The 23,602-nt window shown below is 68.6% G+C and carries 21 protein-coding genes; 10 read left to right on the forward strand and 11 right to left on the reverse strand.

Annotated elements, in window-relative coordinates:
- Position 1: 1 nt before the first annotated feature.
- From AB8M46_RS32510 to AB8M46_RS32540, 7 genes are read right to left on the reverse strand one after another with little or no spacing between them, the layout of a single operon-like run.
- A complete protein-coding gene (locus AB8M46_RS32510) occupies positions 2 to 877 on the reverse strand; it encodes a carbohydrate ABC transporter permease (RefSeq protein WP_037345608.1) in 876 nt (291 codons plus the stop codon).
- The gene (locus AB8M46_RS32515; RefSeq protein WP_073849265.1) at positions 868 to 1,827 is read right to left on the reverse strand and encodes a carbohydrate ABC transporter permease; all 960 of its coding nucleotides are present in this window, start codon (positions 1,825 to 1,827) and stop codon (positions 868 to 870) included. The genes AB8M46_RS32510 and AB8M46_RS32515 overlap by 10 nt, the downstream gene beginning before the upstream one ends.
- Entirely contained in the window at positions 1,828 to 3,111 is a 1,284-nt protein-coding gene (locus AB8M46_RS32520) for an extracellular solute-binding protein (RefSeq protein ID WP_037345614.1), read from the reverse strand.
- Positions 3,112 to 3,122: 11 nt separating this feature from the next.
- Complete coding sequence (locus tag AB8M46_RS32525; protein ID WP_037345616.1) at positions 3,123 to 4,253, reverse strand: lactonase family protein; 1,131 nt, start codon at positions 4,251 to 4,253, stop codon at positions 3,123 to 3,125.
- A gap of 27 nt (positions 4,254 to 4,280) precedes the next feature.
- A complete protein-coding gene (locus tag AB8M46_RS32530; RefSeq protein WP_038511464.1) occupies positions 4,281 to 5,669 on the reverse strand; it encodes a GntP family permease in 1,389 nt (462 codons plus the stop codon).
- Entirely contained in the window at positions 5,666 to 7,261 is a 1,596-nt protein-coding gene (locus AB8M46_RS32535; RefSeq protein ID WP_394362700.1) for an amidohydrolase family protein, read from the reverse strand. The genes AB8M46_RS32530 and AB8M46_RS32535 overlap by 4 nt, the downstream gene beginning before the upstream one ends.
- A 33-nt stretch (positions 7,262 to 7,294) precedes the next feature.
- Complete coding sequence (locus AB8M46_RS32540) at positions 7,295 to 8,599, reverse strand: amino acid deaminase (protein ID WP_394362701.1); 1,305 nt, start codon at positions 8,597 to 8,599, stop codon at positions 7,295 to 7,297.
- 150 nt (positions 8,600 to 8,749) lie between these two features.
- Here AB8M46_RS32540 and AB8M46_RS32545 point away from each other — a divergent pair, with 150 nt between their 5' ends.
- Genes AB8M46_RS32545 through AB8M46_RS32555 form a run of 3 tightly spaced genes read left to right on the forward strand, consistent with a single transcriptional unit; the run spans position 8,750 to position 10,832 of the window.
- Positions 8,750 to 9,691, forward strand: coding sequence for a sugar kinase (locus AB8M46_RS32545; RefSeq protein ID WP_394362723.1), 942 nt, complete (start codon positions 8,750 to 8,752; stop codon positions 9,689 to 9,691).
- Positions 9,688 to 10,452, forward strand: a complete 765-nt coding sequence (locus tag AB8M46_RS32550; RefSeq protein WP_394362702.1) for an IclR family transcriptional regulator — start codon at positions 9,688 to 9,690, stop codon at positions 10,450 to 10,452. The genes AB8M46_RS32545 and AB8M46_RS32550 overlap by 4 nt, the downstream gene beginning before the upstream one ends.
- A complete protein-coding gene (locus tag AB8M46_RS32555; RefSeq protein WP_007028047.1) occupies positions 10,449 to 10,832 on the forward strand; it encodes a RidA family protein in 384 nt (127 codons plus the stop codon). The genes AB8M46_RS32550 and AB8M46_RS32555 overlap by 4 nt, the downstream gene beginning before the upstream one ends.
- A 69-nt stretch (positions 10,833 to 10,901) precedes the next feature.
- Here AB8M46_RS32555 and AB8M46_RS32560 read toward each other — a convergent pair whose 3' ends face one another.
- From AB8M46_RS32560 to AB8M46_RS32570, 3 genes are all read right to left on the reverse strand, one after another.
- Positions 10,902 to 11,897, reverse strand: coding sequence for a 1-aminocyclopropane-1-carboxylate deaminase (locus AB8M46_RS32560; protein ID WP_394362703.1), 996 nt, complete (start codon positions 11,895 to 11,897; stop codon positions 10,902 to 10,904).
- The gene (locus AB8M46_RS32565) at positions 11,894 to 12,541 is read right to left on the reverse strand and encodes a GntR family transcriptional regulator (protein WP_394362704.1); all 648 of its coding nucleotides are present in this window, start codon (positions 12,539 to 12,541) and stop codon (positions 11,894 to 11,896) included. The genes AB8M46_RS32560 and AB8M46_RS32565 overlap by 4 nt, the downstream gene beginning before the upstream one ends.
- A gap of 117 nt (positions 12,542 to 12,658) precedes the next feature.
- Positions 12,659 to 13,018: a DUF1844 domain-containing protein gene (locus AB8M46_RS32570; protein ID WP_005163289.1), complete on the reverse strand. Its 360-nt coding sequence runs from the start codon at positions 13,016 to 13,018 to the stop codon at positions 12,659 to 12,661.
- A gap of 268 nt (positions 13,019 to 13,286) precedes the next feature.
- Here AB8M46_RS32570 and infC point away from each other — a divergent pair, with 268 nt between their 5' ends.
- The 7 genes from infC (at position 13,287) to AB8M46_RS32605 (ending at position 22,744) form a co-directional block, all read left to right on the forward strand.
- Positions 13,287 to 13,862 carry a translation initiation factor IF-3 gene (infC, locus tag AB8M46_RS32575; RefSeq protein ID WP_051071860.1) on the forward strand — a complete coding sequence of 192 codons (576 nt, stop codon included), beginning with the start codon at positions 13,287 to 13,289 and terminating at the stop codon, positions 13,860 to 13,862.
- A 70-nt stretch (positions 13,863 to 13,932) separates the two neighbouring features.
- A complete protein-coding gene (gene rpmI, locus AB8M46_RS32580; RefSeq protein ID WP_007028043.1) occupies positions 13,933 to 14,127 on the forward strand; it encodes a 50S ribosomal protein L35 in 195 nt (64 codons plus the stop codon).
- A gap of 62 nt (positions 14,128 to 14,189) precedes the next feature.
- Positions 14,190 to 14,567 (forward strand): 50S ribosomal protein L20, encoded by a 378-nt coding sequence (gene rplT / locus AB8M46_RS32585; protein WP_005163284.1) that lies wholly within the window; start codon positions 14,190 to 14,192, stop codon positions 14,565 to 14,567.
- On the forward strand, positions 14,564 to 15,397 hold the full coding sequence (locus AB8M46_RS32590) for a TrmH family RNA methyltransferase (protein WP_394362724.1): 834 nt from the start codon (positions 14,564 to 14,566) through the stop codon (positions 15,395 to 15,397). The genes rplT and AB8M46_RS32590 overlap by 4 nt, the downstream gene beginning before the upstream one ends.
- 236 nt (positions 15,398 to 15,633) lie before the next feature.
- A complete protein-coding gene (gene pheS, locus AB8M46_RS32595; protein ID WP_037345633.1) occupies positions 15,634 to 16,698 on the forward strand; it encodes a phenylalanine--tRNA ligase subunit alpha in 1,065 nt (354 codons plus the stop codon).
- Positions 16,699 to 19,269 (forward strand): phenylalanine--tRNA ligase subunit beta, encoded by a 2,571-nt coding sequence (pheT, locus tag AB8M46_RS32600; RefSeq protein WP_350593292.1) that lies wholly within the window; start codon positions 16,699 to 16,701, stop codon positions 19,267 to 19,269.
- Between the two features lie 88 nt (positions 19,270 to 19,357).
- On the forward strand, positions 19,358 to 22,744 hold the full coding sequence (locus AB8M46_RS32605) for a tetratricopeptide repeat protein (RefSeq protein ID WP_394362705.1): 3,387 nt from the start codon (positions 19,358 to 19,360) through the stop codon (positions 22,742 to 22,744).
- On the opposite strand, the gene AB8M46_RS32610 is transcribed toward AB8M46_RS32605, so the two are convergent.
- Positions 22,725 to 23,417, reverse strand: coding sequence for a DNA alkylation repair protein (locus AB8M46_RS32610; protein ID WP_394362706.1), 693 nt, complete (start codon positions 23,415 to 23,417; stop codon positions 22,725 to 22,727). The genes AB8M46_RS32605 and AB8M46_RS32610 overlap by 20 nt on opposite strands.
- Positions 23,418 to 23,602 lie beyond the last annotated feature (185 nt).

The raw sequence follows: 23,602 nt of genomic DNA on the forward strand, positions 1-23,602 counted from the left end.
GTCAACCCTTCACCGCGCCGCCCATGACGGACACGAGTCGTCGTTGCACGAGGATGAAGAACACCAGCACCGGGATGGTCATCAGGGTCGAGCCCGCCATCACCGCGCCCCAGTCGGTGTCCTCCGGTTTGAAGAACACCAGGATCGCCAGCGGGAGCGTCTGGTTCTCGGTGTTGGAGATGATGAACGTCTTGGCGAACAGGAAGTCGTTCCACGCGTGGATGAACGCCAGCACGCTGATCGCCACCAGTCCGGGCGCCACCAGCGGGAAGAGGATCTGCCAGGTGAACCGCATGCGGCTCGCCCCGTCGATCTTCGAGGCCTCTTCCAGCTCCTGCGGCACCGCGGCGACGAAACCACGCAGCATCCAGATCGCGAACGGCAGGCTGAACGCCAGGTGCACCAGGATCAGCGAGCCGAGATGGTTGGTGCCGAACGCCGGCGCGACGTCGCCGACCGACCGCATCAGGAAGAACAGCGGAATGGTCAGCGCCTCGACCGGCACCATCTGCGCCACCAGCACCATCACCAGCAGCACGGTCCGGCCCTTGAAGTTGAACCGCGTCAGCGCGACCGCCGAGAGGAACGAGAGCAGTAGCGACAACGCCACCACCACGACGGCCACGATCACGCTGTTCAGGAAGAACAGCGCGAAACCCTCACCGCTGAGCACCCGTTCGAAATGCTCCAGGGTCGGCGTGAGCGTCCAGGGCCGGGGGTTTTCCGCCTGGATCTGCCCGGTGGGCTTGAACGCCGAAAGCACCATCCAGTACACGGGGAACGCGACCATTCCGGCGATCACCACGCAGACGATCTCCGCGATCAGCCTGCCCGGGCGTTTGACCCGGCGCGTCTTCGGGGCCGTCGTCACACCCATCCGGCGCTCCGGCGTTGCGACCGGACGTACAACCCGGTGATGGACAGCAGCAGCAAGGTCATCACGACTCCGAGCGCCGCGCCGAGACCGTATTCCTGTCCGGCGAAGGCCTGTTGATAGGCGAAGACGTTGAGCACGAGGTTGCGCCCGGCCACGCCGCCGCCGTTGGTCATCACGTAGATCTGGGTGAAGATCTTGAAGTCCCAGATGATCGACTGGATCGTGGCGATGGTCAGCAGCGGCCGCACCATCGGCAGCGTGATCGACCACGTGGTGCGCCAGGTCGACGCGCCGTCGAGGTACGCGGCCTCGATGACCTCTTCCGGCACGCCCTTGAGCCCCGCGTACATCGTCACCATGACGAACGGGAACGAGCACCAGATGACCTCGGCGGCCACCAGCCCGAACGTGCTGTAGGTGTCGAAGGTCCAGGAATGGTTCGCCATCCCGGTGAACCCGAGGCCCGACAGCACCTCGTTCACCAGGCCGAAGTCCGCGTCGAACAGGAACAGCCAGACGTACGAGCCCGCCATGGCCGGCGTCGCCCAGGCCGCCAGCGCCGCCAGGAACAGCGGAACACGCGCCCAGGCGCGGACCCGGGTCGCCAGCACGGCGAGCCCGGTCCCGAGGGCGAGGCTGCCGACGACGCAGACCGCGGTGAACCCGAGGGTCTTGGCCAGCACCTCCCAGAACTGGAGGTTCTCCAGCAGTTCGACGTAGTTGCCGAAACCGAGGAACACCAGCGGTGCGTTGCCGACCGCCTGCGGCTGGCCGTAGTCGTAGAACGAGATCAGGACGAGCTGGTAGATCGGGTACACCAGCATCGCGAGCAGCAGGATGCCACCGGGCGCCAGGTAGAGCAGGGCGGCCCGCCCGTCCCGGCGACGGCGGGGCGACCGCCGTGCCGGGACGGCCGGAGCCGTGGTGCGGGGGATTTCTTGCGTGACCACTTAGCCGAACGCCTTGTTCATCTCGGCGGCCGCGGCGGTCAGCGCGGTGGCCGGGTCCTTGCCGCCGGTCGCGATCTGCTGGATCGCGGTGGGCAGCACGTTCTGCGCGTCGATCTTCGACCACGCCGCGGTGGCGGGGACGAACTTCGTGCCCGCGGTGAGCGTGTCGACGAACGGCTTGACCGACGGGTCGCTCGCGGCGAGCTTCTGCTGGACACTGCCGAGCGTGGGCAGGTTGCCCATCGCGACGTACATCTTCTCCTGGTACTTGGCGCCACCGAGCAGCTCGGTGAACTCGACCGCGAGGCTCTTGCGCTTGGACGCGTTGAACACGCCGAGCAGGTTGCCGCCCGCGAACGCCGGGGCGATCTTGCCCGCCTCGGTACCCGGGAGCGGGATGATCGCGTACTTGCCCTTCACCTGACCGGCCTCGACGGCCTTACGGTTGAAGTCACCGCCGATCGACATCCCGGCCTTGCCGCCGGCGAACGCCGTGATGCTCTGCGTCCCGGTGAGGTTGGCGCACTGTTCGGGCGGGCAGATGTCCGCCTTGAGCAGGTTCGCGTACGCGGTCACGCCCGCCTTGGCCTGCTCCGAGTCCACAGTGGACTTCCACTTGCCGCCGTCCTGCTTGGCGATCTCACCGCCGTGCGCCCACAGGAACGGCAGCATCGCGTAGGTGTACTTGCCGCCGACGGAAATGCCGTACAGCTCCGGCTTCTTGGCGCGGATCGTCTTCGCGGTCTCGGTCAGTTCCGCCAGTGTCGTCGGCGGCTTGAGGCCGAGTTCGGCGAAGATGTCCGTCCGGTAGTACAACGCGCGGATGCCGGTGAACCAGGGAAGCCCGTAGGTCTTGCCGCCGGACTTCGCGGTCTCCAGTACCGCGGGCAGGATGTCGGCGCCTTCCTTCCACGACGACAGATCGCCGGTCAGGTCGGCCAGCGCGCCCGTGGCGGCGTAGCTGGAGACGTCGGTGTTGCCGAACTCGGCGACGTCCGGCGCGCTGGCCGGATCGTTGAAGGCGCCGGAGAACTTGTCGGCACGGCCTTCTACCGGGATCCACTGGACGTCGACCTCGACACCCGAATGCGCCGCCTTGAACTCGGCGATCGCCTCCTTGACGGCGGCCTCCTTGGGCGCGCGGTTGGCTTCGTCGAACAACCAGACGCGGACCGTGCCGGTCTTCTCGTCACCGCCGCCCGCGGCCGGGGTGTTCTGGGCCGGCGCGCAGGCCGCGACGAGGCCGACCGCCGCGAGGCCCGCGATGAGGACGCGAGTTCTCATGGGTTTTCTCCTTATGCGAAAAAGACGGAATTGACTTGGGGGAGCGCCAGCTTCCCGGCGACGGCCCCCGGAAGACCGGTGCCGGGATCGCGCGGCAGCCAGCTGAGCGTGCCGGACTTGTCGCTCGAGACGTAGAACCAGCGCTCGGTCGGGTCGAGGGTGAAATGGCGCGGGTACACGCCGCCGACGGGCGCGTTGTTCAGCAGCTTCAAGGACTTCCCGTCTTCGCTGACGCCGAACGACGCGATCGTGTCGGAGCCGCGCACGGAGGCGTACACGAACTTCCCGTCCTTGGACGTGGTGATCTCGCCCGGGTACTGCGCGCCGGGCGTGCCCGCCGGAACGGCCGGGACGACCTGCCCGGCGGTCAGTTTCCCGGTGGCCGGGTTCCACGCCGCGACGGTGACCTCGGCCCGCAGTTCGCCCAGGATGTACGCGTACTTACCGTTCGGGTGGAACGCCAGGTGCCGCGGCCCGGCGCCGGACGGGAGCTTCAGCTGCTGGTTCAGCTTCAGTTTCCCGGTGGAGACGTCGAGTTTGTAGACGTAGACCGAATCCGCGCCGAGGTCGACCGCGAGTACCCACTTGCCGGTGGGGTCGTTGACCACCTGGTGCGCGTGGGCGTCGCGTTCGGCGCCCTTGTGCTGCGCCAGATCGACGACGTCGCCGAGCTTCCCGCCCGCGAGGATCGGGAGGACGACGACACTGCCACTGCTGTAGTTCGCGGCCAGCACGTACTTCTGGCTCGAGTGGACGCTCAGGTGGGTCGGGTGCTGCCCCTTGGCCGATTTCTTGTTGAGCAGCTTGGGTTTGGTCGGATCGGCCAGGCTGAACGCGGAGATCTGGCCGTTCTCGTCCTCATTGGTCACGTAGAGCGTCTTGCGGTCGGCGCTGATGTCGAACCAGGAAGCGTTGCTCACTCCCGGAATCGTCCGGTCGACGACCACGGCGTTCGTGGTCGCGTCCCGGTGAGCGACATCGAGCCCGTGCCCGGAACTGGTGTAGCTGCTGACGTAGATGGCCCCGGTTCCCTTCGGTCCGCAGGTTTGTTCGGAAGCGTTCGCGAGGTGGGAACCGAGAACGGTGGTGAGTCCAGCCGCTCCGACGGCGCCGAGGAACGTGCGTCGATCGAGTCCGGTCATCGTGATCTCTCCCAGCTGTCGGGTGGTTTAAACCACTGCCATGAGCAATGCTGCCACGCCGAAACCGGAAACGGAAAGGACGGTTTCCAATACGGTCCAGGTTTTCAGGGTCTGCGGCACGGTCATGTTGAAGTACCGCGAGATGATCCAGAAACCGCCGTCGTTCACGTGGGAGGCGATGATCGAACCCGCCGAGATCGCGACGACCAGCAGCGCGAGCTGCATTTGCGAGTAGCCCAGCGTCGCCACCGTCGGCGCGACGATACCGCTCGTGGTCACGATGGCGACCGTCGCCGAACCCTGTGCGATACGCATTCCGCAGCTGATGACGTACGCCGCCAGGATGACCGGGAGACCGGCGTTGTCCAGCGAACCCGCGACGGCCTTGCCGATCCCGGTGGCGGACAGCACGGCGCCGAAGAACGCGCCCGCGCCGACCACCAGCAGGATCATCGCGACCGGGCGCAGCGACTTCGCCGAAAGCTCGCTCAAATCCTTGCCCGTCAAACCACGGCGCAGCCCCAGCAGCCAGGACGCGAGCAGCACCGAGACCGTCAGCGCGACCGCCGGGGTACCGATGAACGCGGCGACACCGGCGGCGGGGGAGGCCTTGGGAAGCCAGATGCTGCCGAAGGTACCGGCGAGGATCAGCACCAGCGGAACCGCGATGATCCCCAGCACCAGCCCGAGCGAAGGCGGGTTCGTCTCCTTTTCGCCTTCTTCCTCCGCGACCAGGAATTCCGCGGGAACGGGCACGTCGATCCGCTTGCCGATCCAGGTCGAATACAGCACACCGCCGACGAGGAACGCGGGGATACCGCAGACCAGGCCCATCAGGATGATCCAGCCGAGTTCCACGTGCAGCAGACCGGCCGCGGCCACCGGGCCGGGGTGCGGCGGGAGGAACGCGTGGGTGATGGAAAGCCCGGCGAGCAACGGCAACGCGTACAGCACGAGCGATCGGCCGCCCTGTTTGGCGGCGACGTACACCAGCGGCGCCAGCACGAAGATGCCGATGTCGAAGAAGACCGGGATGCCGAAGACGAAACCCGCGAGACCCATCGCCAACGGCGCCCGCTTCTCACCGATGGCGCGCAGCAGCGCGCTGGTGAGCACCTTCGCCCCGCCCGAACGTTCCAAAATGGACCCGAGGATCGTGCCGAGCCCGATGATCGCGGCGATATGGCCGAGGATCCCGCCGAAACCCTTCTCCAGCAGGGAATCCGAGGCCTTCTGTGCGGAGCCGACGATCTGGACGACCGGCAGGCCCGCGGCCAGCGCGGTCAGCAGGCCGACCACGATCAGCGCGATGAAGGGCTCGAGTTTGACCTTGATGATGAGGAACAACAACACCGCGATCGAGACGGCGGCGAGGGTCAGGAGACCTCCCGTCGAATGTTGGAGCCAGTCGATCATCGGGCACTCCCGGGGTTCCGCAGTGAATGGCCGGCGAGGGCGCCGGTCGGTTGACCATCGTCGATGGCGGCGACACCGTTGACGAAGACATAGGGGATTCCGGCGGCCTGTTGCCGCGGCTCGTCGAACGTGGCGGTGTCGGCGACGGTTTCCGGGTCGAACAGCACGAGGTCCGCCGCGTATCCGGCGCGGACGAGACCTCGATCGGTCAGCCGCAGGCGCTGTGCCGCGCGGCCGGTGAGATGGGCGACGCATTCGGCGAGTTCGAGGACGCCGAGTTCGCGGACGTAACGCGCGAGGTAACGCGGGAACGTGCCCCAGGCGCGGGGATGCGGCCGCGCGCCGACGAGCAGCCCGTCGCTGCCGCCGGTGTGCGTGCGGTGGCGCATGATCGCCTGGACGTTCTCCTCGTGCCCGACGTGCATCAGGCAGGACGTCCCGAGCTTTTCCGAGAGCAGGACGTCGAAGTACAGCTCCGCGGCCGGTTTCCCGGCCCGCTGTGCCGAAGCGGCGACGGAATGCCCGACGAGGTGGGCATTCTCGTCGCGGCGGACACCGTTGATCTCGATGGCCTCCCAGTCGATCGGCACCCCGTGGGCGCCGTCGGAACCGGTCTCCTCGATCTCGGCGCGGATCCGCTCGCGGGTGTCCACATCGGACAATCGTGCCAGCGTGGCGTCGAGCCCGCCTTCGGTCGCCCAGCTCGGCAGCAGCGCCGAAAGGTAGGTGGCGCCGGGGAGATAGGGATAGGTGTCCAGCGTGATGTCGCAGCCGTCGTCGAGCGCCTGGTCGAGCAGTTCCAGCAGATTCGACGCCTTGCCCTTGTTCACCGAGAAGTTCATCGTGGCGTGCGCGAGGTGCAGCGGGCAGCCGGAGCGGCGGGAGACGTCGACCATCTCGCCGAACGCCTCCAGCGCGCCCTTGCCGTAGCTGCGGTGGTGCGGGCTGTAGAAGCCGCCGTTCTCCCCGACGACCCGGCACAGCTCGACCAGCTCTTCGGTGGTCGCGTACATGCCCGGTGTGTAGGTGAGTCCGGACGACATGCCCATCGCGCCCTCGGCCAGCCCGGTCGCGATGAGTTCCTTCATCGCGTTCATCTCGGCTTCGGTGGCGGGCCGGTCTTCCCAGCCGACGGTGAGCATGCGGACGGTGCCCTGCGGCACCAGGTAGGCCGCGTTGACCGCGACCCCGGCGTCGAGCCGGTCGAGGTACTCGCCGACGGAACGCCAGTTCCAGTCGAACCCGGCCGGATCGTCGTTCCAGCCGGCGAGCTGTTGGCGCAGCGCGGTGAGGACGTCGTCGTTCACCGGAGCGTAGGAGAGCCCGTCCTGTCCGAGGACCTCGGTCGTGACGCCCTGGGAGAGCTTCGCGAGGTGATCCGGGTTGGCGAGCAACTGGAGGTCGGAATGCGAATGCATGTCGATGAACCCGGGCGCGAGCACGAGCCCTTCGGCGTCGATGGTGCGGCGGCCCGCGAGCGAGCCGGGTTCGGCGACACTGGCGATACGGCCGTCGGTGATGCCCACGTCGTGCCTGGTGAGCGGATCTCCGGTGCCGTCGGCGACCAGTGCCGAGCGGACGACGATGTCCATGGTGATTCTTCCTCTGCGGCGGTGGAGGACGGATCAGAAGTGGGTGCGGACGAAATCGAGCACGGTCTCGCCGTCGGGGCCGACGACCGGGATCAGGGGCCACTTGTCGAAGACGGTGCAGGGATGGGACAGCCCGAGGGCGATCCAGTCCCCGACCTCGACCGGTGACGACGCGGGCAGGGTGAGAAAGGCGTGCTGGTCGTTCATCTTCTGGATGGAGTGACCTTCGAGCGCGGACGGCGGCCCGTCGCCCTTGCGGATGAGGCGCGGTTCGGGCATGCCCTCGTCGAACGAGGCGTCCCGTTTGCCGATGGTGAGCAGCGCGAGTTCGTCCGTCGGCTTCGACGTCACCTGTGCCCAGGCGCGCAGTGCGGACCGGAACGAGGCGACTCCGTCGATACGCGGCTGCTCACCGAGCGGTGAGATCACCCGGTAGAAGCCGTCGTCGTGGGTCACGTAGGCGCCGCTGCGCAGGATCGGCAGGACGTCCAGGCCGCCCCAGTCCTTGGTGAGCTCGTCGGCGACGCGGTCGAAGTACGCGCTGCCGCCGCCGGTGACGATGATCTGGCCGGCGTCGTCGAGCAGACCCTTGGCGTGGAAGGCGAACACGAGTTCGCGCAGACCGTCCACATAGGAGCTGATCAGCTGGAGCGACTTTTCGTCCGTGTGGTGGGAAAGCGCGCCTTCGTAGCCGCCGGATCCGCGCAGCCGGAGAGCCGGGCTCGCGTGCGCGGCCTCGGCGACGGCGAGCGCGGTCTCGGTGTCGCGGACACCGGTGCGGCCGCCCTCGGCGCCGAGTTCGACGAGCACGTCCACCTTGCGGCGGGCCCCGCGCAGGGCTTCGGTCATGAGCTCGACACCGCGGACCGAGTCGACCCAGCAGACGAACTCGAAGTCGTCGTCGGCGTCGAGCTCGGCGGCCAGCCACTTCAGACCGGAGGGGTCGAGCAGCTGGTTCGCCAGCAGGATGCGGGAAACGCCGAACGCGCGGTATATCCGCAGGTGGCCGGCGTTCGCGCAGGTGATACCCCACGAGCCGTGCTGCAGCTGCCGCTCGAACAGCTGCGGCGCCATCGTCGTCTTGCCGTGCGGGGCCAGCGCGACCCCGCGTTCGGCGCACCAGGCCGCCATCGTGCGGAGGTTGTGCTCGACGGCTTCTTCGTCGAGGACGACGAACGGGCCGAGGAAGCCGTCTTCGAACAGCTTCGCGCCGCGGGCGGCGGCCTCGCCGATCGTGAGACCGGACAGCGAGGGCGCGACCGAGCGGAAGCGCCAGTCGACGCGCTCCTCCCGGACGGCCGCGACCGCGGCGGAATCGATGGTGCCGGCTTGGAACATGAGGTTCACCTCGGTTGCGTATGTTGCAACGGACGTTGCGCATATTGCGTGGGATAGGTGTAGCATCCGGTCCGCTGGAGGTCAACGGCATGACGACTAGGAGACGTGAAGGTGACAAGCGCGCCCGACGTGTTGTGCATCGGGGAGTCGATGGCCTTGTTCGTGCCGGCCGAACCCGGGCCGCCCGACGAGGTACGTAAGTGGGTGCGAAGCATCGGAGGCGCCGAATCGAACGTCGCCTGTCATCTCCCGGCGCTGGGATTCACCAGCGCGTGGGTGAGCGCCGTGGGCGACGATCCGTTCGGCCGCGCGCTGGTGCGCGAGATCGGTGCGGCCGGGGTGGACGTGAGCGCGGTCGTGGTCGACCCGACGCGGCCGACCGGGCTCTACGTCAAGGAGAGCGGCGCGGACGGCAGCCCCGTGCGCTACTACCGGAAAGGCTCGGCCGCGTCCGGAATGGACGCGGGATTGCTGGGGAAACTCGATCTCGACGGGGTGCGGGTCATCCACCTGTCCGGGATCACGCCCGCGCTGTCGGACGGCTGCCTCGACCTGGTGCGGGCGCTGATGGAACGACCGCGTGGGGACACGCTGGTGTCGTTCGACGTGAACTTCCGGCCCGCGTTGTGGACCGGGCGTGACCCGTCGGTGCTGGCGGGGCTGGCCGCCCGCGCCGACATCGTGCTGGCGGGCGAGGACGAGGCCGAACGGGTGTGGGGGACCGGTGACCCGGAACGGCTGCGCGCTGCGGTGCCGGGGCCGAAGACGCTGGTCGTCAAGCACGGGGCACGCGGGGTGACGTTGGTCGAGGGCGACGGGCCACCGCTGTTCTCGCCCGCGCTCCAGGTCGACGTCGTGGAACCGGTCGGCGCCGGTGACGCCTTCGCGGCCGGATTCCTCGCCGCCACCCTGCGCGGCGACGACCCCGCGACCCGGCTGCGACGTGGCCATCTGCAGGCCGCGGCCACTCTGCTGACCCACGACGACGTGGGCACGCCGCTGCCCGGATCCGTCGTCGAAGCACTCCTCGGTGCGGATGAGGCAGCATGGGCGGCGGCCAAGCTGACGGACAAGGGAGTGGTGGGCGGATGAGCCAGAGCCTGGACAGGGCGCTCACGCTGCTGGGCGGCCTCGCCCGCCAGCCGAAGACACTCGACCAGCTCGCCGAGGAGATCGGCGTGCACAAGTCGACCGTGCTGCGGCTGCTGCGCACCCTGGAGGCACATCACTTCGTCCGCCGGGAAGGGCAGCGGTACTACCGGCTGGGCAGCGCGCTCTTCGACCTCGCGCAGCAGGCGCTGGAGGATCGCGACGTCCGCCGCACCGCGCAATCGGCGCTCGCCGGGCTCAACGCGCGCACCGGCCACACCGTGCACCTCGCGTCCTATGAGGACGGAGAGGTCGTCTACATCGACAAGTTCGAGGGCAGGCATTCGGTGCGGATGTACTCCCGCATCGGGAAACGCGCGCCGCTGCACTGCACCGCCGTCGGCAAGGTGCTCGTCGCGGCGATGACGCCGGAGAAGCAGGCGGACGTGGTGTCGAGGATCGACTTCTTCGTCCGCACGCCGAACACGATCACCACGCCCGAGGCCTACGAGAAGGAACTCGCGCTCGTCGCCGACCGTGGCTACGCGGTGGACAACGCCGAGCACGAGGACTTCATCCACTGCGTCGCCGCGCCCGTCCGCGGTCCGGGCGGCGTGGTGCTCGCGGCCGCGTCGGTGTCGGTGCCGAAGGTGCTGCTCGACTACGACGGCCTGATGGCGCTCGTGCCGGAGCTGGTCGCCGCCACCGAAGAAGCTTCCGTCCACAGTGGATGGACGGGGAACCGAAAGGGGAAGTTGGAATGAGCAAGACCGCGATCAGCACGGAGAACGCGCCGAAGCCGGTGGCCGCGTTCTCGCAGGCGGTCCGCAAGGGCAACATCCTGCAGGTGGCCGGCCAGGTCGCCTTCGACCCGGCCACCGGCGCCATCGTCGGCGAGACCGTCGGCGAGCAGACCGAGCAGACCTTCAAGAACATCGAAGCGGTGCTCGAGGCCGCCGGTTCGAGCCTGGCCGACGCGCTGATGGTGCGTGTCTACCTGACCGACGTCGACCACTTCGGCGCGTTCAACGAGGTCTACAACAAGCTGATCGGCGAGGCGCCGCACCCGGCCCGCACCACCGTGTACGTCGGCCTGCCCGCCGGCCTGCTGGTGGAGATCGACGTCCTGGCCGTCACGGACTGACCCTCGCGCGTGCCATGAACGGGCCGTTCCTTGCAAATTTCGCTAGGAACGGCCCGTTCCTAGCAGCCGTCAGAGGACGCTCGTGTACCCGTTGAGGGCGGGCTGCCCGCCCAGATGCGCGAAGAGCACGTTCGAATCCCGCGAGATCTCGCCGCGGGAAACGAGGTCGATCAGCCCGGCCATGGACTTGCCCTCGTACACCGGATCGGTGAGCACCCCCTCCAGTCGCGCCAGCGTCCGGATCGCGTCCAAAGTGGACTCGTCCGGGATGCCGTAGATCCCGGCGTGATAGCGCTCGTCCAGTTCGACTTCGCGGATCTCGCCCGCGCCGATGAGCTCCGCGGTCGCCCGGGCGATGCGGGTGATCTGGTCGCGCGTCTCCGCCGGTTTCGCCGAGCCGTCGATGCCGAGGATCCGCCGCGGCTTCCCGGAAAGCGCGGCACCGGCGACCATCCCCGCCTGCGTGCTGCCGGTGACCGAGCAGACGACCACCGTGTCGAAGAAGACGCCGAGTTCGGCCTCCTGCGCTTCGAGCTCGACGATCCAGTTCGCGAAGCCGAGCCCGCCGAGGCGGTGGTCCGAACCGCCCGCCGGGATCGCGTACGGCTTCCCGCCGTCGGCCTCGATCTCCTTGACCGCGTTCTCCCAGCTCTCCTTGAACCCGACGCCGAACCCGGCCTCGACCATCCGGATGTCCGCCCCGAGGATGCGAGAGAGCTGGATGTTGCCGACCTTGTCGTACAGCGGATCGGTCCAGTCGACCCAGCTCTCCTGCACCAGCACGGCCTTGAGCCCGGCCCGCGCGGCGGCCGCGGCGACCTGGCGGGTGTGGTTCGACTGCACGCCGCCGATCGAGATCAGCGTGTCCGCGCCCTGGGCCAGTGCGTCGGCGACCAGGTATTCGAGCTTCCGCGTCTTGTTGCCGCCGAACGCGATCCCGGAGTTGACGTCCTCGCGTTTCGCCCAGACCTTCGCGCCGCCGAGATGAGCGGTGAGCCGTTCGAGCGGGTGGACGGGGGAGGGGCCGAACAGCAGCGGGTAGCGGGGGAAGTCGGCGAGGGTCATGGCGTCTCCAGGAGGGCTTCGAGTTCGGTCCAGATGGTGGCGGTGATCGCGCAGGCCGCGTCGACGTCGCCTGCTTCGATGGCGTCGGCCAGTTCCGCGTGGCGCTGGACCGACCGGTGGGCGGGCAGGGAGCCGAAGCGGGCGTATTCGAGACGTCGCAACAGCGGGGTGTGGCGGGCCAGCGTCGCGGCGATCGCCCGGTTGCGCGCGGCGGCCACCGGGACGTCGTGGAGTTCGTCGTCGGCGGCGATCGCGGCCGCGATGTCCCCGGCGGCGATCGCGTCGGCGAACCGGGCGTTGGCCGCCCGCATCGCGGCGACCTCCGCCGGTCCCATCCGCGGCGCGCCCGCCCGGACGGCGAACTCGTGCAGCGCGCGCACGAGCTGCAGGGCGTCACGGACGTCGTCGGGGACGAACCCCGCCACCCGCGTGTAGCTCTGTGGCTTCGACTCGACGAGACCGTCCTCGATCAGCCGCAGCAGGGCCTGGCGCACCGGCGCGCGGGAAAGCCCCAGCTGCTCGGCGAGGTCGCCGTCGCGCAGGTTCGTGCCCGGCGGCAGCGTCCCGTCGATGATCGCCCGCCGGATGCTTTCGTAAGCCTCGTCCCTGAGGAGGGACCTCGGGACCTTCGCTAACCCACTCACATCTGAAATGTTAGTTCATTCGCGCTTCAGATCGGTAGTCCGGATGTCATGAAAGGGCCGTTCCTGACGAAAAACGTCCTGAACGGCCCTTTCATGACACTTGAGGATCGGGAGGGACTAGTAGACCGGTCCCGTGTACTTCTCGCCCGGGCCCTGCCCGGGCGCGTCCGGCACGGCCGAAGCCTCGCGGAACGCCTTCTGCAGTGACTGCAGGCCGTCGCGCAACGGGCCGGCGTGCAGGCCGAGGTACTCTGCCGAAGCGGTCACCAGTCCGGCGAGGGCGGTGATCAGGCGACGGGCTTCGTCGAGGTCGCGGTGCGGTGAGCTGGCCGGGTCCTCGTCCGCGAGGCCGAGACGTTCGGCGCCGGCGGAGAGCAGCATGACGGCCGCCCTGCTGATCACCTCGACGCTCGGGATGTCCTCCAGGTCGCGGACGTCCGGGGAATACGGGGGTTGCTGAACGGGTTCATCTGACACGTCTGGTACCCTTCCACGAGCGACCAGCCCCCGAGCGATCGGGGGCGGCAAGTGGAGCCCCGCTCCCACCCGTGTCACCGCCGCAACACCAGGTGTCCGGGTCCGGTCTCGCCAAGACGATTTCGGGCGTCGAGGCGGTGTGTTCGGTTCTGGAGATCGAACACGATCGGAAAGAGTGGGCCCCGCGTACCGCACGGTACCGGGGCCTTAGGTATGTGGGCACCAGGTCGAAACGGTAGAAGAATTTACCTCGAACCAGGGAGGCCCCATCAGCTCCGAGACACGCATCAACGACCGAATCCGGGTTCCGGAGGTCCGCCTCGTCGGGCCGGCCGGTGAACAGGTCGGCATCGTCCGGATCGAAGATGCGCTGCGGCTGGCACAGGAGAACGATCTCGATCTCGTCGAGGTCGCCCCGCAGGCACGCCCGCCCGTATGCAAGCTCATGGACTTCGGCAAGTTCAAGTACGAGAGCGCGCAGAAGGCCCGCGAGTCCCGCCGCAACCAGCAGCTCACCGTCATCAAAGAGCAGAAGCTGCGGCCGAAGATCGACCAGCACGACTACGAGACCAAGAAGGGTCACGTGTCGCGCTTCCTTGCGGCAGGCAACAAGGTCAAGGTCACGATCATGTTCCGCGGTCGCGAGCAGTCCCGGCCGGAACTCGGGTTCCGTCTGCTGCAGAAGCTCGCCGACGAGGTGACCGAGCTCGGCTTCGTCGAGTCGTCGCCGAAGCAGGACGGTCGCAACATGATCATGGTGTTGGCCCCGCACAAGAACGTGAAGCCGCAGAAGGCCGCGAAGGCAGCCAAGGACGAGTCGTCCGAGCCGCCCGCCGACGCGTAGCGCCGACCAGCACATGTCAGCGGCACACCGGGCAACACCGGTGTGCCGCCGCACGGAAGAGGACAACGTAATGCCGAAGATGAAGACGCACAGCGGGACGTCCAAGCGTGTCCGCGTCACGGGCTCGGGCAAGCTGCGCCGCCAGAAGGCCGGCCGCCGCCACCTGATGGAGAAGAAGTCCAACAGGCTCACCCGTCGCCTCGAAGGCACGACCGAGATCGCCAAGAACGACGTCGGCCGCGTCAAGCGCCTTCTCGGCCGCTGACACCCCGCACTTTGTAAACGCCGGGCGCCCAGCGCGCCCCCAGATCGACAGGATGGACCCCAGTGGCACGCGTCAAGAGGGCTGTCAACGCCCAGAAGAAGCGTCGCGCGACTCTCGAGCTCGCCAGCGGCTACCGCGGCCAGCGTTCGCGGCTGTACCGCAAGGCGAAGGAGCAGACGCTTCACTCGCTGAACTACGCCTACCGGGACCGTCGCGCCCGCAAGGGTGACTTCCGCCAGCTGTGGATCACCCGCATCAACGCGGCCGCCCGCGCCAACGGCGTGACCTACAACCGCTTCATCCAGGGCCTCAAGGCCGCGGGTGTCGAGGTCGACCGCAAGATCCTCGCGGACCTCGCCGTCAACGACGCCGCCGCGTTCACCGCGCTGGCCGAGCTGGCCAAGGCGAACGTGAACACCGAAGAGAAGAAGTCGGCCTGACCGGCCACAGCGCTCTTCCGCAACCCGGGGCGGCTCCGTTCACCGAACGGACGCCCCGGGTTGTTGCTGCGCGCAAGCTCACCCGCCGGGCCGAGCGTGAAAAGACCGGCCGGTTCCTCGCCGAGGGCGCGAACGCCGTCGAGGCCGCGCTCGAAAACGGCGGCAAGGTGTACGAGCTGTTCGTGACCGAACGCGCCGCCGCGCAGCACGAGCGGCTGCTCGCCGTCGCGCGCGAGGCGGGCGTCCCCGTCTCGCCGATCACCGATCGCGCCGCCGACGGATTGTCCGAGACCGTGACACCGCAAGGCATCGTCGCGGTCTGCGCGCTCGTCGACCGTCCACAGGAGACCGTCCTGAAGCCGGGCGCGAAGCTCGTCGTCGTCCTCGTCGACGTCGCCGACCCCGGCAACGCGGGAACCGTGATCCGGGTCGCGGACGCCGCCGGCGCCGACGCGGTCGTCCTCGCCGGGGACAGCGTCGACCCGCACAACGGCAAATGCGTACGCGCGGCCGCCGGCAGTCTGTTCCACCCCGCCATCACCCGGATCCGGGACGTCGACGCGGCCTTGAAGGCCTGCTCCGCCGCCGGACTCCGCACCCTCGGCGCGCACGGTTACGCCGACACCGAACTCGATCAGGTGACCTTCGACGAGCCCACGGCGTGGGTGTTCGGCAACGAGGCACACGGATTGCCGCGCGAAGTCCTGGAGACGGTCGACCTCGCGGTCAAGATCCCGATGTACGGCAAGGCGGAGAGCCTGAACCTGGCGACGGCCGCCGCCATCTGCGTGTACACAAATGCGATGGCTTCGCGGGCCGCGGCCACGTAGAGTCGCGGGCATCACGCCGTCGCACCACGACACCAAGGGAGCTCTCATGGAACGCACTGTTCGTTCCAGCACCTTGTTTACGGCGTAGAGCGCGTTTTTCGCACTCCCGAGTGACGGTGTGCCCAGCCCGAGGGTGATCGGGGGCCGCCGTTCGCTGTCCCATAGAATTCAGCAGCTGCTAAACCCATGTGTGCGCTCGCGTGCACCGGACCAGTCCCAGCGGACGCCGAGGAGTTATGTCCGAAGCCAACGACAAGCAGGACCCCCAGGCGGGGGCGCTCGCGCCGGAAACGTTGACGGCCGCCGTCAAACAGGCCGAGACGGATTTCGCGGCCGCGGCGGATCTCGACGCGCTGGCCGCGGTCAAACCCGCCCACCTCGGGGACCAGTCTCCGCTGCTGCTCGCCCGCCGCGAGATCGGCGCCCTGCCGAAGCAGGAGAAGGCCGAGGCAGGCAAGCGGGTCAACGAAGCGCGCCAGGGCATCCAGTCCGCGTTCGACGCCCGCCGCGCGGTGCTCCAGGCGGAACGTGACGAGAGGGTGCTCCGCGAGGAGGCCGTCGACGTCACGCTGCCGTGGGACCGGGTGCCCCGCGGCGCCCGGCACCCGATCGCGACCCTCTCGGAGCGGATCGCCGACGCGTTCGTCGCGATGGGCTACGAGGTCGCCGACGGCCCGGAACTCGAAGCCGAGTGGTTCAACTTCGACGCGCTGAACTTCGGCAAGGACCACCCCGCGCGCCAGCTGCAGGACACGTTCTACCTCGGCGAGGAGGACTCCGGCCTGGTGCTGCGGACGCACACCTCGCCGGTGCAGGCCCGCACGCTGCTGCACCGGGACCTGCCCGTGTACGTCGTCTGCCCCGGCCGCACCTACCGGACCGACGAACTCGACGCCACGCACACGCCGGTGTTCTCGCAGGTCGAAGGGCTCGCGGTGGACAAGGGCCTGACGATGGCGCACCTCAAGGGCACCCTCGACGCCTTCGCCCGCGCGATGTTCGGCGGGACCTCGAAGACGCGCCTGCGTCCGCACTTCTTCCCGTTCACCGAGCCGTCGGCCGAGGTCGACGTCTGGTTCGAGGAGAAGAAGGGCGGCCCCGGCTGGGTCGAATGGGGCGGCTGCGGCATGGTCAACCCCAACGTCTTGCGTGCCTGCGGCGTCGATCCCGAGGTCTACTCGGGCTTCGCCTTCGGCATGGGTATCGAGCGCACCCTGCAGTTCCGCAACGGAATTCCGGACATGCGCGACATGGTGGAGGGCGACATCAGGTTCACCCTGCCCTTCGGAACGGAGGCCTGAGTGAAGGTCCCAGCCAGCTGGCTGATCGAACACCTCGACGTCGACGAAGAGGTCACGGCCCAGGATCTGGCCGACGCCTTCGTGCGGATCGGCATCGAGGTCGACGACGTCCGGAAACTCGAACCGGTCACCGGCCCGCTCGTGGTCGGCCGCGTCGCCGAGATCGAGGAGCTCACCGAGTTCAAGAAGCCGGTCCGGTTCTGCCGGGTCGACGTCGGCGAGTCGGAGGACGAGGACGCCGACAAGCCGGACGAGAACCTCGACGACGACGAGGACGACGACGAAGGTCCCTTCGAGGACGAAGGCCCCACGGGGATCAAGACCCGCGGGATCATCTGCGGTGCCACGAACTTCGCCGAGGGCGACCTGGTCGTCGTCGCGCTTCCCGGCACCGTGCTGCCCGGTGGTTTCGAGATCGGTTCGCGCAAGACCTACGGCCGCCTCAGCGACGGCATGATCTGCTCCGCGAGCGAACTCGGCATCGGCGACGACCACTCCGGCATCCTGGTGCTGCCGCCGAGCACGGCCAGCCCCGGCGAAGACGCGACCAAGCTGCTCGGCCTCGACGACACCGTCCTCGAGGTCACGCCGACCCCGGACCGCGGGTACACGCTGTCGGTCCGCGGCCTGGCCCGCGAGCTGTCCAACGCGCTCGACGTCCCGTTCGGCGACCCGGCGTCCATCGAGGTCCCCGAGGCCGAGAGCGACGTCTGGCCGGTGCACCTCGAAGACACCGAGGGCTGCAAGCGGTTCGTCCTGCGCCGGGTCAAGAACCTCGACGCGACCGCGCCGACGCCGTGGTGGATGCGCCGCCGCCTGATGCTGGCGGGGATCCGGTCGATCTCGCTCGCCGTCGACGTGACCAACTACGTCATGCTCGAACTCGGGCACCCGCTGCACGCGTTCGCGACCGGTTCGGTCAAGGGCGATCTGGTGGTGCGCAAGGCGAAGCCGGGCGAGAAACTGACCACTTTGGACGATGTCGAGCGCACGCTCGACGCGGACGACGTGGTGATCGCCGACGACAGCGGGGTCATCTCGCTGGCGGGCACGATGGGCGGCGCGTCGACCGAGATCACGCCGGAGAGCACCGACGTGCTGCTCGAAGCGGCGCACTGGGATCCGTCGTCGATCAGCCGGACGGCCCGCCGTCACAAGCTGTTCTCCGAGGCGGCCAAGCGGTTCGAGCGCTACACCGACCCGCAGTTGTGCGCGGTGGCCGTCGAATTCGCGGCGCGCCTGCTGCGTCAGTACGGCGAGGGCTCGATCCTGCCCGGCCGCACCGACGAGGGCGGCGTCGAGCCGAACCCGCCGGTGACCATGCCGATCAGCCTGCCCGACCAGGTGGCCGGGGTGCGTTACGAACGTGGTGTCACGGTCAAACGGCTTTCTCAGATCGGGTGCAAGGTCAACGTGGGCACGTCGGAGGACGGCACCGCACTGGTGACGGCGGTCCCGCCGAGCTGGCGTGGCGACCTCGTGCAGCCCGCCGACCTGGTCGAGGAGGTGCTCCGGCTGGAGGGCTACGACAGCATCCCGTCGGTGCTGCCCGACGCCCCGGCCGGCCGCGGGCTCACCGACGTGCAGCGCCGCCGTCGCTCGGTCGCCCGCGCGCTGGCGGAGAACGGCTACGTCGAGGTGCTGCCCTTCCCGTTCATCTCGGACTCGGTCTGGGACGCGTTCGGGCTGCCCGAGGACGACGTCCGCCGCAGCACCGTCAAGGTCCGCAACCCGCTGGAGGCGGACAAGGACCGGATGGCGAGTACCTTGCTGCCGGGGCTGCTGGAGACCTTGCAGCGCAACATCTCCCGCGGTTTCAAGGATGTCTCGCTGTTCCACATCGGGCAGGTCGTGCTGCCCGGGCCGAATCCGATCCCGATGCCTTCGCTCGGAGTCGACCGGCGGCCGACCGACGAGGAGCTCGCGGTGCTGGAGGCGGCCGTGCCGCCGCAGCCGCTGCACGTCGCCGTCGTGCTCGCCGGTCAGCGCGCTCGCGCCGGCTGGTGGGGCGAGGGTGAGCAGGCGAACTGGGCCGACGCGGTCCAGGCCGCCCGGCTGGTGGCGCAGGCGGCCGGTGTCGAGCTGACCACGGCCGCGGCGGATCAGCCGCCGTGGCACCCCGGCCGCTGCGCGCAGCTGCGGGTGGGGCAGTGGCCGGTCGGTTACGCCGGTGAGCTGCACCCGAAGGTCGTCGAGGCGCTCGGGCTGCCGCCGCGCACCGTCGCGATGGAGCTGGACCTGGACGCCATCCCGATCCCGGACGACCGTCCGGCGCCGCGGATCTCGGCGTACCCGCCGGTGCTGCTCGATGTCGCCCTCGTCGCCGACGCGGGTGTGCCGTCGGCGGACTTGGCCGAGGCGCTGCGCGAAGGCGCGGGCGAACTGCTCGAGGACATCACGCTGTTCGACTCCTACCAGGGCGAGCAGGTGGGCGAGGGCAAGCGTTCGGTGGCGTACAAGCTGCGGTTCCGTGCCGCGGACCGCACGCTGACCGTCGACGAGGCCACCAAGGCCCGCGACGCCGCCGTCGCGGTCGCCGGTGAACGCTTCGGCGCGAGCCTGCGGGCCTGACCCTGTAGTTCCGTGAAGGCCCCCTTCCCTCGGCTCAGCCGAGGAAAGGGGGCCTTCACGCGCTTCAGGTGTGGCAAAGTGAGGACTTGTGTCACGTCCAGACGGCCGGTCCAGCATCCAAGACATCGCCCGCGCCAGGCTGAGCGACGGTTTCGTCGGCAGGGTCGGGGAACGTGAGGACTTCCGGGACAATCTGGGGTTGTCCGGAGACGACCGGCGCCGCCGGTACCTCTACTCGGTGCACGGCCTCGCGGGCGTCGGCAAGTCGTTCCTGCTCGACCAGCTTCGCGGTATCGCCGAGGAAGCCCGCGCCGCCGTCGGGTTCGCCGACGACCGGCAGCAGGATTTGCCCGCGACGTTGGTCAAACTGGCGAAGGACCTCGCTCGCGGCGGGTACGAGATGCGCCGCTTCGAGAAGCGCTACGAGTCCTATCTCAAGGCGAGGGAACGGCTTCACAGCGATCCGCAGGCCCCCGCCGCGGGCCGCGCCCTCGTGACGAAGACCGTGGTCAAGGCCGGTCTCGGCGTCGCGAAGACCCTGCCAGGCGGAAGTATCGCCGCCGACGCGATCGACGCGGACGCGACGGCGAAACAGCTGGAGCAGCTTCAGGTCTACCTCGCGGCGAAGTTCAAGCGGAAAGCCGATGTCCAGCTGCTCCTCGAACCGGCGGAGGAGCTCACCAAACCGTTCGTCGAAGATCTGTGGCGTATTCCGGAGACGCGGCAGATCGCGCTGTTCTTCGACACCTTCGAGCGGACCGCGCCGGTCCTGGAGACCTGGCTGCTCGACCTGTTCGCCGGGCTGTACGGCGATCTGCCGCAGAACCTGGTGCTCACCGTCGCCGGTCAGTTCCCGCTGGACGAGGCGAACTGGAACCGGCACGCGCCGCTGATGCGCGAGATCGAACTCCGGCCGTTCACCGAGCCGGAGGCACGGCGCCTGCTCGCCGAACACGGGATCACCGACGAACAGGTCATCGAGATCGTGCTGCGGCTGACCGACGGCCTGCCCGTCCTGGTCGCCATGCTGGCCCGCGGGAACCCCGTCGGAGCGGACGCCGTCGGCGATCCCAGCGATGACGCGGTCAAGCGATTCCTGCACTGGGTCCCGGAAAAGGCCAGGAAGGACATCGCCGCCACCGCGTCGCTGCCCCGTTTCCTCGACGAGGACGTCATCGGCGTGCTGACCGGGAAGGAGACCGCGGGGGAGACCTTCCGCTGGCTGCGGGAACTGCCGTTCGTCGGCCGCCGCGAGCTTCCGGTGCGCTACCACCCGGTGGTCCGCGGCCCGATGGTGCGGCTGGAACGCGGGCGTTCGCCCGCCGAGTTCGCCGAACGCCACCTCCGCCTCGCCGAGTACTACGAAGGCCGCTGTGCCGAACTCGGCCTGAGCAGTCACCGCGACGCCTGGAGCGACGAGCGATGGCAGAAGAGGAAGCTCGAACAGACCTATCACCGGCTCTGCGGCGCCCCGGCCGACGCGTTGCCGGACGCGCTGCTCGGCGCGGCCGAGATGATCACCACCGGCATCGCTCCCGCACGCGCTTGGGCACGCATGATGGAGCAGGCGGGTGTCGACGCGGACGCGCCTTCGGTACTGGGCTGGGGACAACGGCTGACCGCCGCGATCGGCGACGGCGACGGCCCGCGGGAGATCCCGGTGCTCGACCTGCTCGCCGGCGCGGGTGAACTCGACGCCGCCCGGCTTTCGACGGTGATCCGGCGGCGCGCGTGGGCCCATGAAGGACAAGACGACATCGCCGCGGCGACACGCGACTTCGATCGGGCTCTCGATCTGAACCCCGCCGACCCCTACCCGTGGAGCGATCGGGGCAACCTGTTCCGCAACGAGGGTGACTGGGAACGGGCGTTGTCGGATCTGAACCGGGCGATCGAGCTCGATCCCGGTTACGCCTATTCGTGGCGTGGACGCGGTTCCGCCCGTGCCGAGCTCGGCGATCTCGACGGCGCGATGGCGGACCTCGACGAGGCCGTCCGCCTGCAGCCCGACCACACGTGGGCGTACTCCATCCGGAGCGAGGTGCATTTCAAACGTGGCGACGTCCGGAAGGCGATCGACGAGATCGACATCGCGATCCGGCTCGATCCCGACTACGCCTGGGCCGTCCACTACCGGGCCACGCTGTTCGCCGAGCTGGGAGACGACGAAGAAGCACTCGCCGGTCACCGTGCGGCGGCCGCTCTCCGCCCCAAAGACGTCTACTACCTGACCGAGCTGGCGTTGTTCCTGGAACGGACCGAAGACGGGGATGCCGCGTCGGCCGCCTTCGACGCGATCGTCGCGGCGGATCCCGGCAGCGCCAGGGCCCACGCGATCCGGGCCGCCTTCCACCACCGCGCTGAGCGGTACCGGCTCGCCGTGGACGGTTTCACCGCCGCGCTGCGGATCGACCCGGACTACGAGTGGGCGTACTACATGCGAGGCCAGGCGCATGACGAGCTGGACGATCGTGAGGCGGCGCTCGCCGATTACGAGCGTGCGATCGAACTCGCTCCCGAAGACGCCGAGAATCACCTGCAGCGAGGGATGATGCTCAGCCGGCTGAGGAGGAATCAAGAAGCGATCGAGTCCTTGAGCCGCGCGATCGAACTCGAACCCGGCAACGAATGGGCGCACACCTGGCGCGCGATGACCCATCAGCGCGCCCGCGACTTCGCGGAGGCTCTCGCCGACATCGACGTCGCGGTGGCGGCGAGCCCGGAGATGGCCTTCTTCCACACCACCCGGGGCGACATCCTCAGAGGTCTCGACCGTCACGACGAAGCCCGGGCCGCCCTGAACGAAGGGGTGCGTCTGGGGCAGGGCAGCGGATACGCCGCCTACCGGCGCGCTCGCCATCGCTTCCTCTTCGGTGATCTGGAAGGCGCGTTGGCCGACACGGAAAGCGCGCTGGAAGCAGGGCACGAAGAGAGTGCCCGCGCGCTGCATGCGGACATCCGCTGCCGGGCAGGCGAGTATCAGGAGGCCATCCGGGAGCTGCGCGAACTGGTCGCCTCGGATCCCGAGGACTCCGAATACCGCGAGAGCCTCGGGGAGGCCTTGTTGTTCGCGGGTGAGTTCGACGAGGCGGAGACGCTTCTGGCCCCGCTCGCGCCGGAATTCGGCTGGGCGCACAACCTCCTCACCCTCGTCTGGCTGAAGACCGGGAAGACCGAAGAAGCCCGCCAGGCGCTGAACGAAGGCCTCGACAAGGCTTCGTCCCGGTCTGCTTCCGGCGACTTCGACTGGGACGCCCAGGTCCAACCGCTCTTCTACCTCCTCGTCCTCGGCCGTGAGGAAGAAGTGACCCGTGACCTCGAGGCCCTGCTCGAAAAGGGCGCGCCACAGGAGACGCGCCTGGAGTTGCTGCGCGATCTCAAGGAGCTACGAGTGCTGATGCCCGAACTCGGCGGGGTGATCGACGATCTCATCGCCCTCATCCCCAGGCCGGTGCTCACCCTCCCAGGTGCTTGAGCGCCTCCTTCCTGGACAGAGTGGACAGTGCCGGATGGGCGGCGACGAACGCGCGCACCCAATCCGGCTCGGTCTTCGCGTACTCGCGCAGGGCCCAGCCGATTCCCTTGCGCAGGAAGAAGTCCTTGTCGTCGATATTCGCCTCGACGGCACGGGTGAGCAGATCGGTGTCCGTTCCGCCCTTGGCGCCGATCTGGCAGATGACCGCGGTACGACGGCGCCACCTGTCCTCGTCGTAGGCCCAGGTCAGCATCAGCGTGGTCACCGTCTCCGGTTCCGCGCGGAGGATCGGCCCGATCCGGCGGATGGCGACTTCGTCCACATAGTCCCACCACGCGCCCGTCACGATCATCTCCTCGTACAGGCCGAGCAGATCGACGTCCTGCCAACGGGTGTACGCGCGATGCCCGGAAAGGGCGATCGCCGCATAGCGCTCTTCCCGGAACTCGGCCTCCCGCCACAACGTGAGAATTGCCGTCGAAAAGCTCACACGATCGGGTAGCGGATTTTCGGCGTAGACCCGCTTCAGCAAGGCCGCCCGAGGCGGTGACGCCACACCGAGGAACGGCATTTCCGACTTCATGTACGCCCGCATCGACGGCGCTTTCCCCGGATCGGCCAGCGCGGCCAAACCGTTGCGAACCGCCGAAACCAGGCTTTTCACCTCGTCCATGCGTTCTCCTTTCCCCAGTGGGCGCCGCGAGCGTACGACAGGGGACCGACAAGACTGATATGCCCGGATCGGGGATCGGATACCGACTAAAGAGGGATGGCGGTCAACGTGTCGGTCAGCGAGATTGAAGCCGGTTCTCGGTAGCTTCGGCCCGACCGGGTCGAACGCGGACGAAAAGGAACACA

The organism is Amycolatopsis sp. SB7-3 (genome assembly GCF_041021335.1).
Classification (GTDB): domain Bacteria; phylum Actinomycetota; class Actinomycetes; order Mycobacteriales; family Pseudonocardiaceae; genus Amycolatopsis; species Amycolatopsis japonica.

What these genes read in the sequence shown, in the direction of transcription:
- AB8M46_RS32525 (WP_037345616.1), bottom strand. Translation starts at nt 4,253, where the DNA reads ATGACCGGACTCGATCGACGCACGTTCCTCGGCGCCGTCGGAGCGGCT.
- AB8M46_RS32535 (WP_394362700.1), bottom strand. Translation starts at nt 7,261, where the DNA reads ATGGACATCGTCGTCCGCTCGGCACTGGTCGCCGACGGCACCGGAGAT.
- AB8M46_RS32510 (WP_037345608.1), bottom strand. Translation starts at nt 877, where the DNA reads ATGGGTGTGACGACGGCCCCGAAGACGCGCCGGGTCAAACGCCCGGGC.
- AB8M46_RS32530 (WP_038511464.1), bottom strand. Translation starts at nt 5,669, where the DNA reads ATGATCGACTGGCTCCAACATTCGACGGGAGGTCTCCTGACCCTCGCC.
- AB8M46_RS32540 (WP_394362701.1), bottom strand. Translation starts at nt 8,599, where the DNA reads ATGTTCCAAGCCGGCACCATCGATTCCGCCGCGGTCGCGGCCGTCCGG.
- AB8M46_RS32545 (WP_394362723.1), top strand. Translation starts at nt 8,750, where the DNA reads ATGGCCTTGTTCGTGCCGGCCGAACCCGGGCCGCCCGACGAGGTACGT.
- AB8M46_RS32560 (WP_394362703.1), bottom strand. Translation starts at nt 11,897, where the DNA reads ATGACCCTCGCCGACTTCCCCCGCTACCCGCTGCTGTTCGGCCCCTCC.
- AB8M46_RS32550 (WP_394362702.1), top strand. Translation starts at nt 9,688, where the DNA reads ATGAGCCAGAGCCTGGACAGGGCGCTCACGCTGCTGGGCGGCCTCGCC.
- AB8M46_RS32520 (WP_037345614.1), bottom strand. Translation starts at nt 3,111, where the DNA reads ATGAGAACTCGCGTCCTCATCGCGGGCCTCGCGGCGGTCGGCCTCGTC.
- pheS (WP_037345633.1), top strand. Translation starts at nt 15,634, where the DNA reads ATGTCCGAAGCCAACGACAAGCAGGACCCCCAGGCGGGGGCGCTCGCG.
- rpmI (WP_007028043.1), top strand. Translation starts at nt 13,933, where the DNA reads ATGCCGAAGATGAAGACGCACAGCGGGACGTCCAAGCGTGTCCGCGTC.
- AB8M46_RS32610 (WP_394362706.1), bottom strand. Translation starts at nt 23,417, where the DNA reads ATGGACGAGGTGAAAAGCCTGGTTTCGGCGGTTCGCAACGGTTTGGCC.
- AB8M46_RS32555 (WP_007028047.1), top strand. Translation starts at nt 10,449, where the DNA reads ATGAGCAAGACCGCGATCAGCACGGAGAACGCGCCGAAGCCGGTGGCC.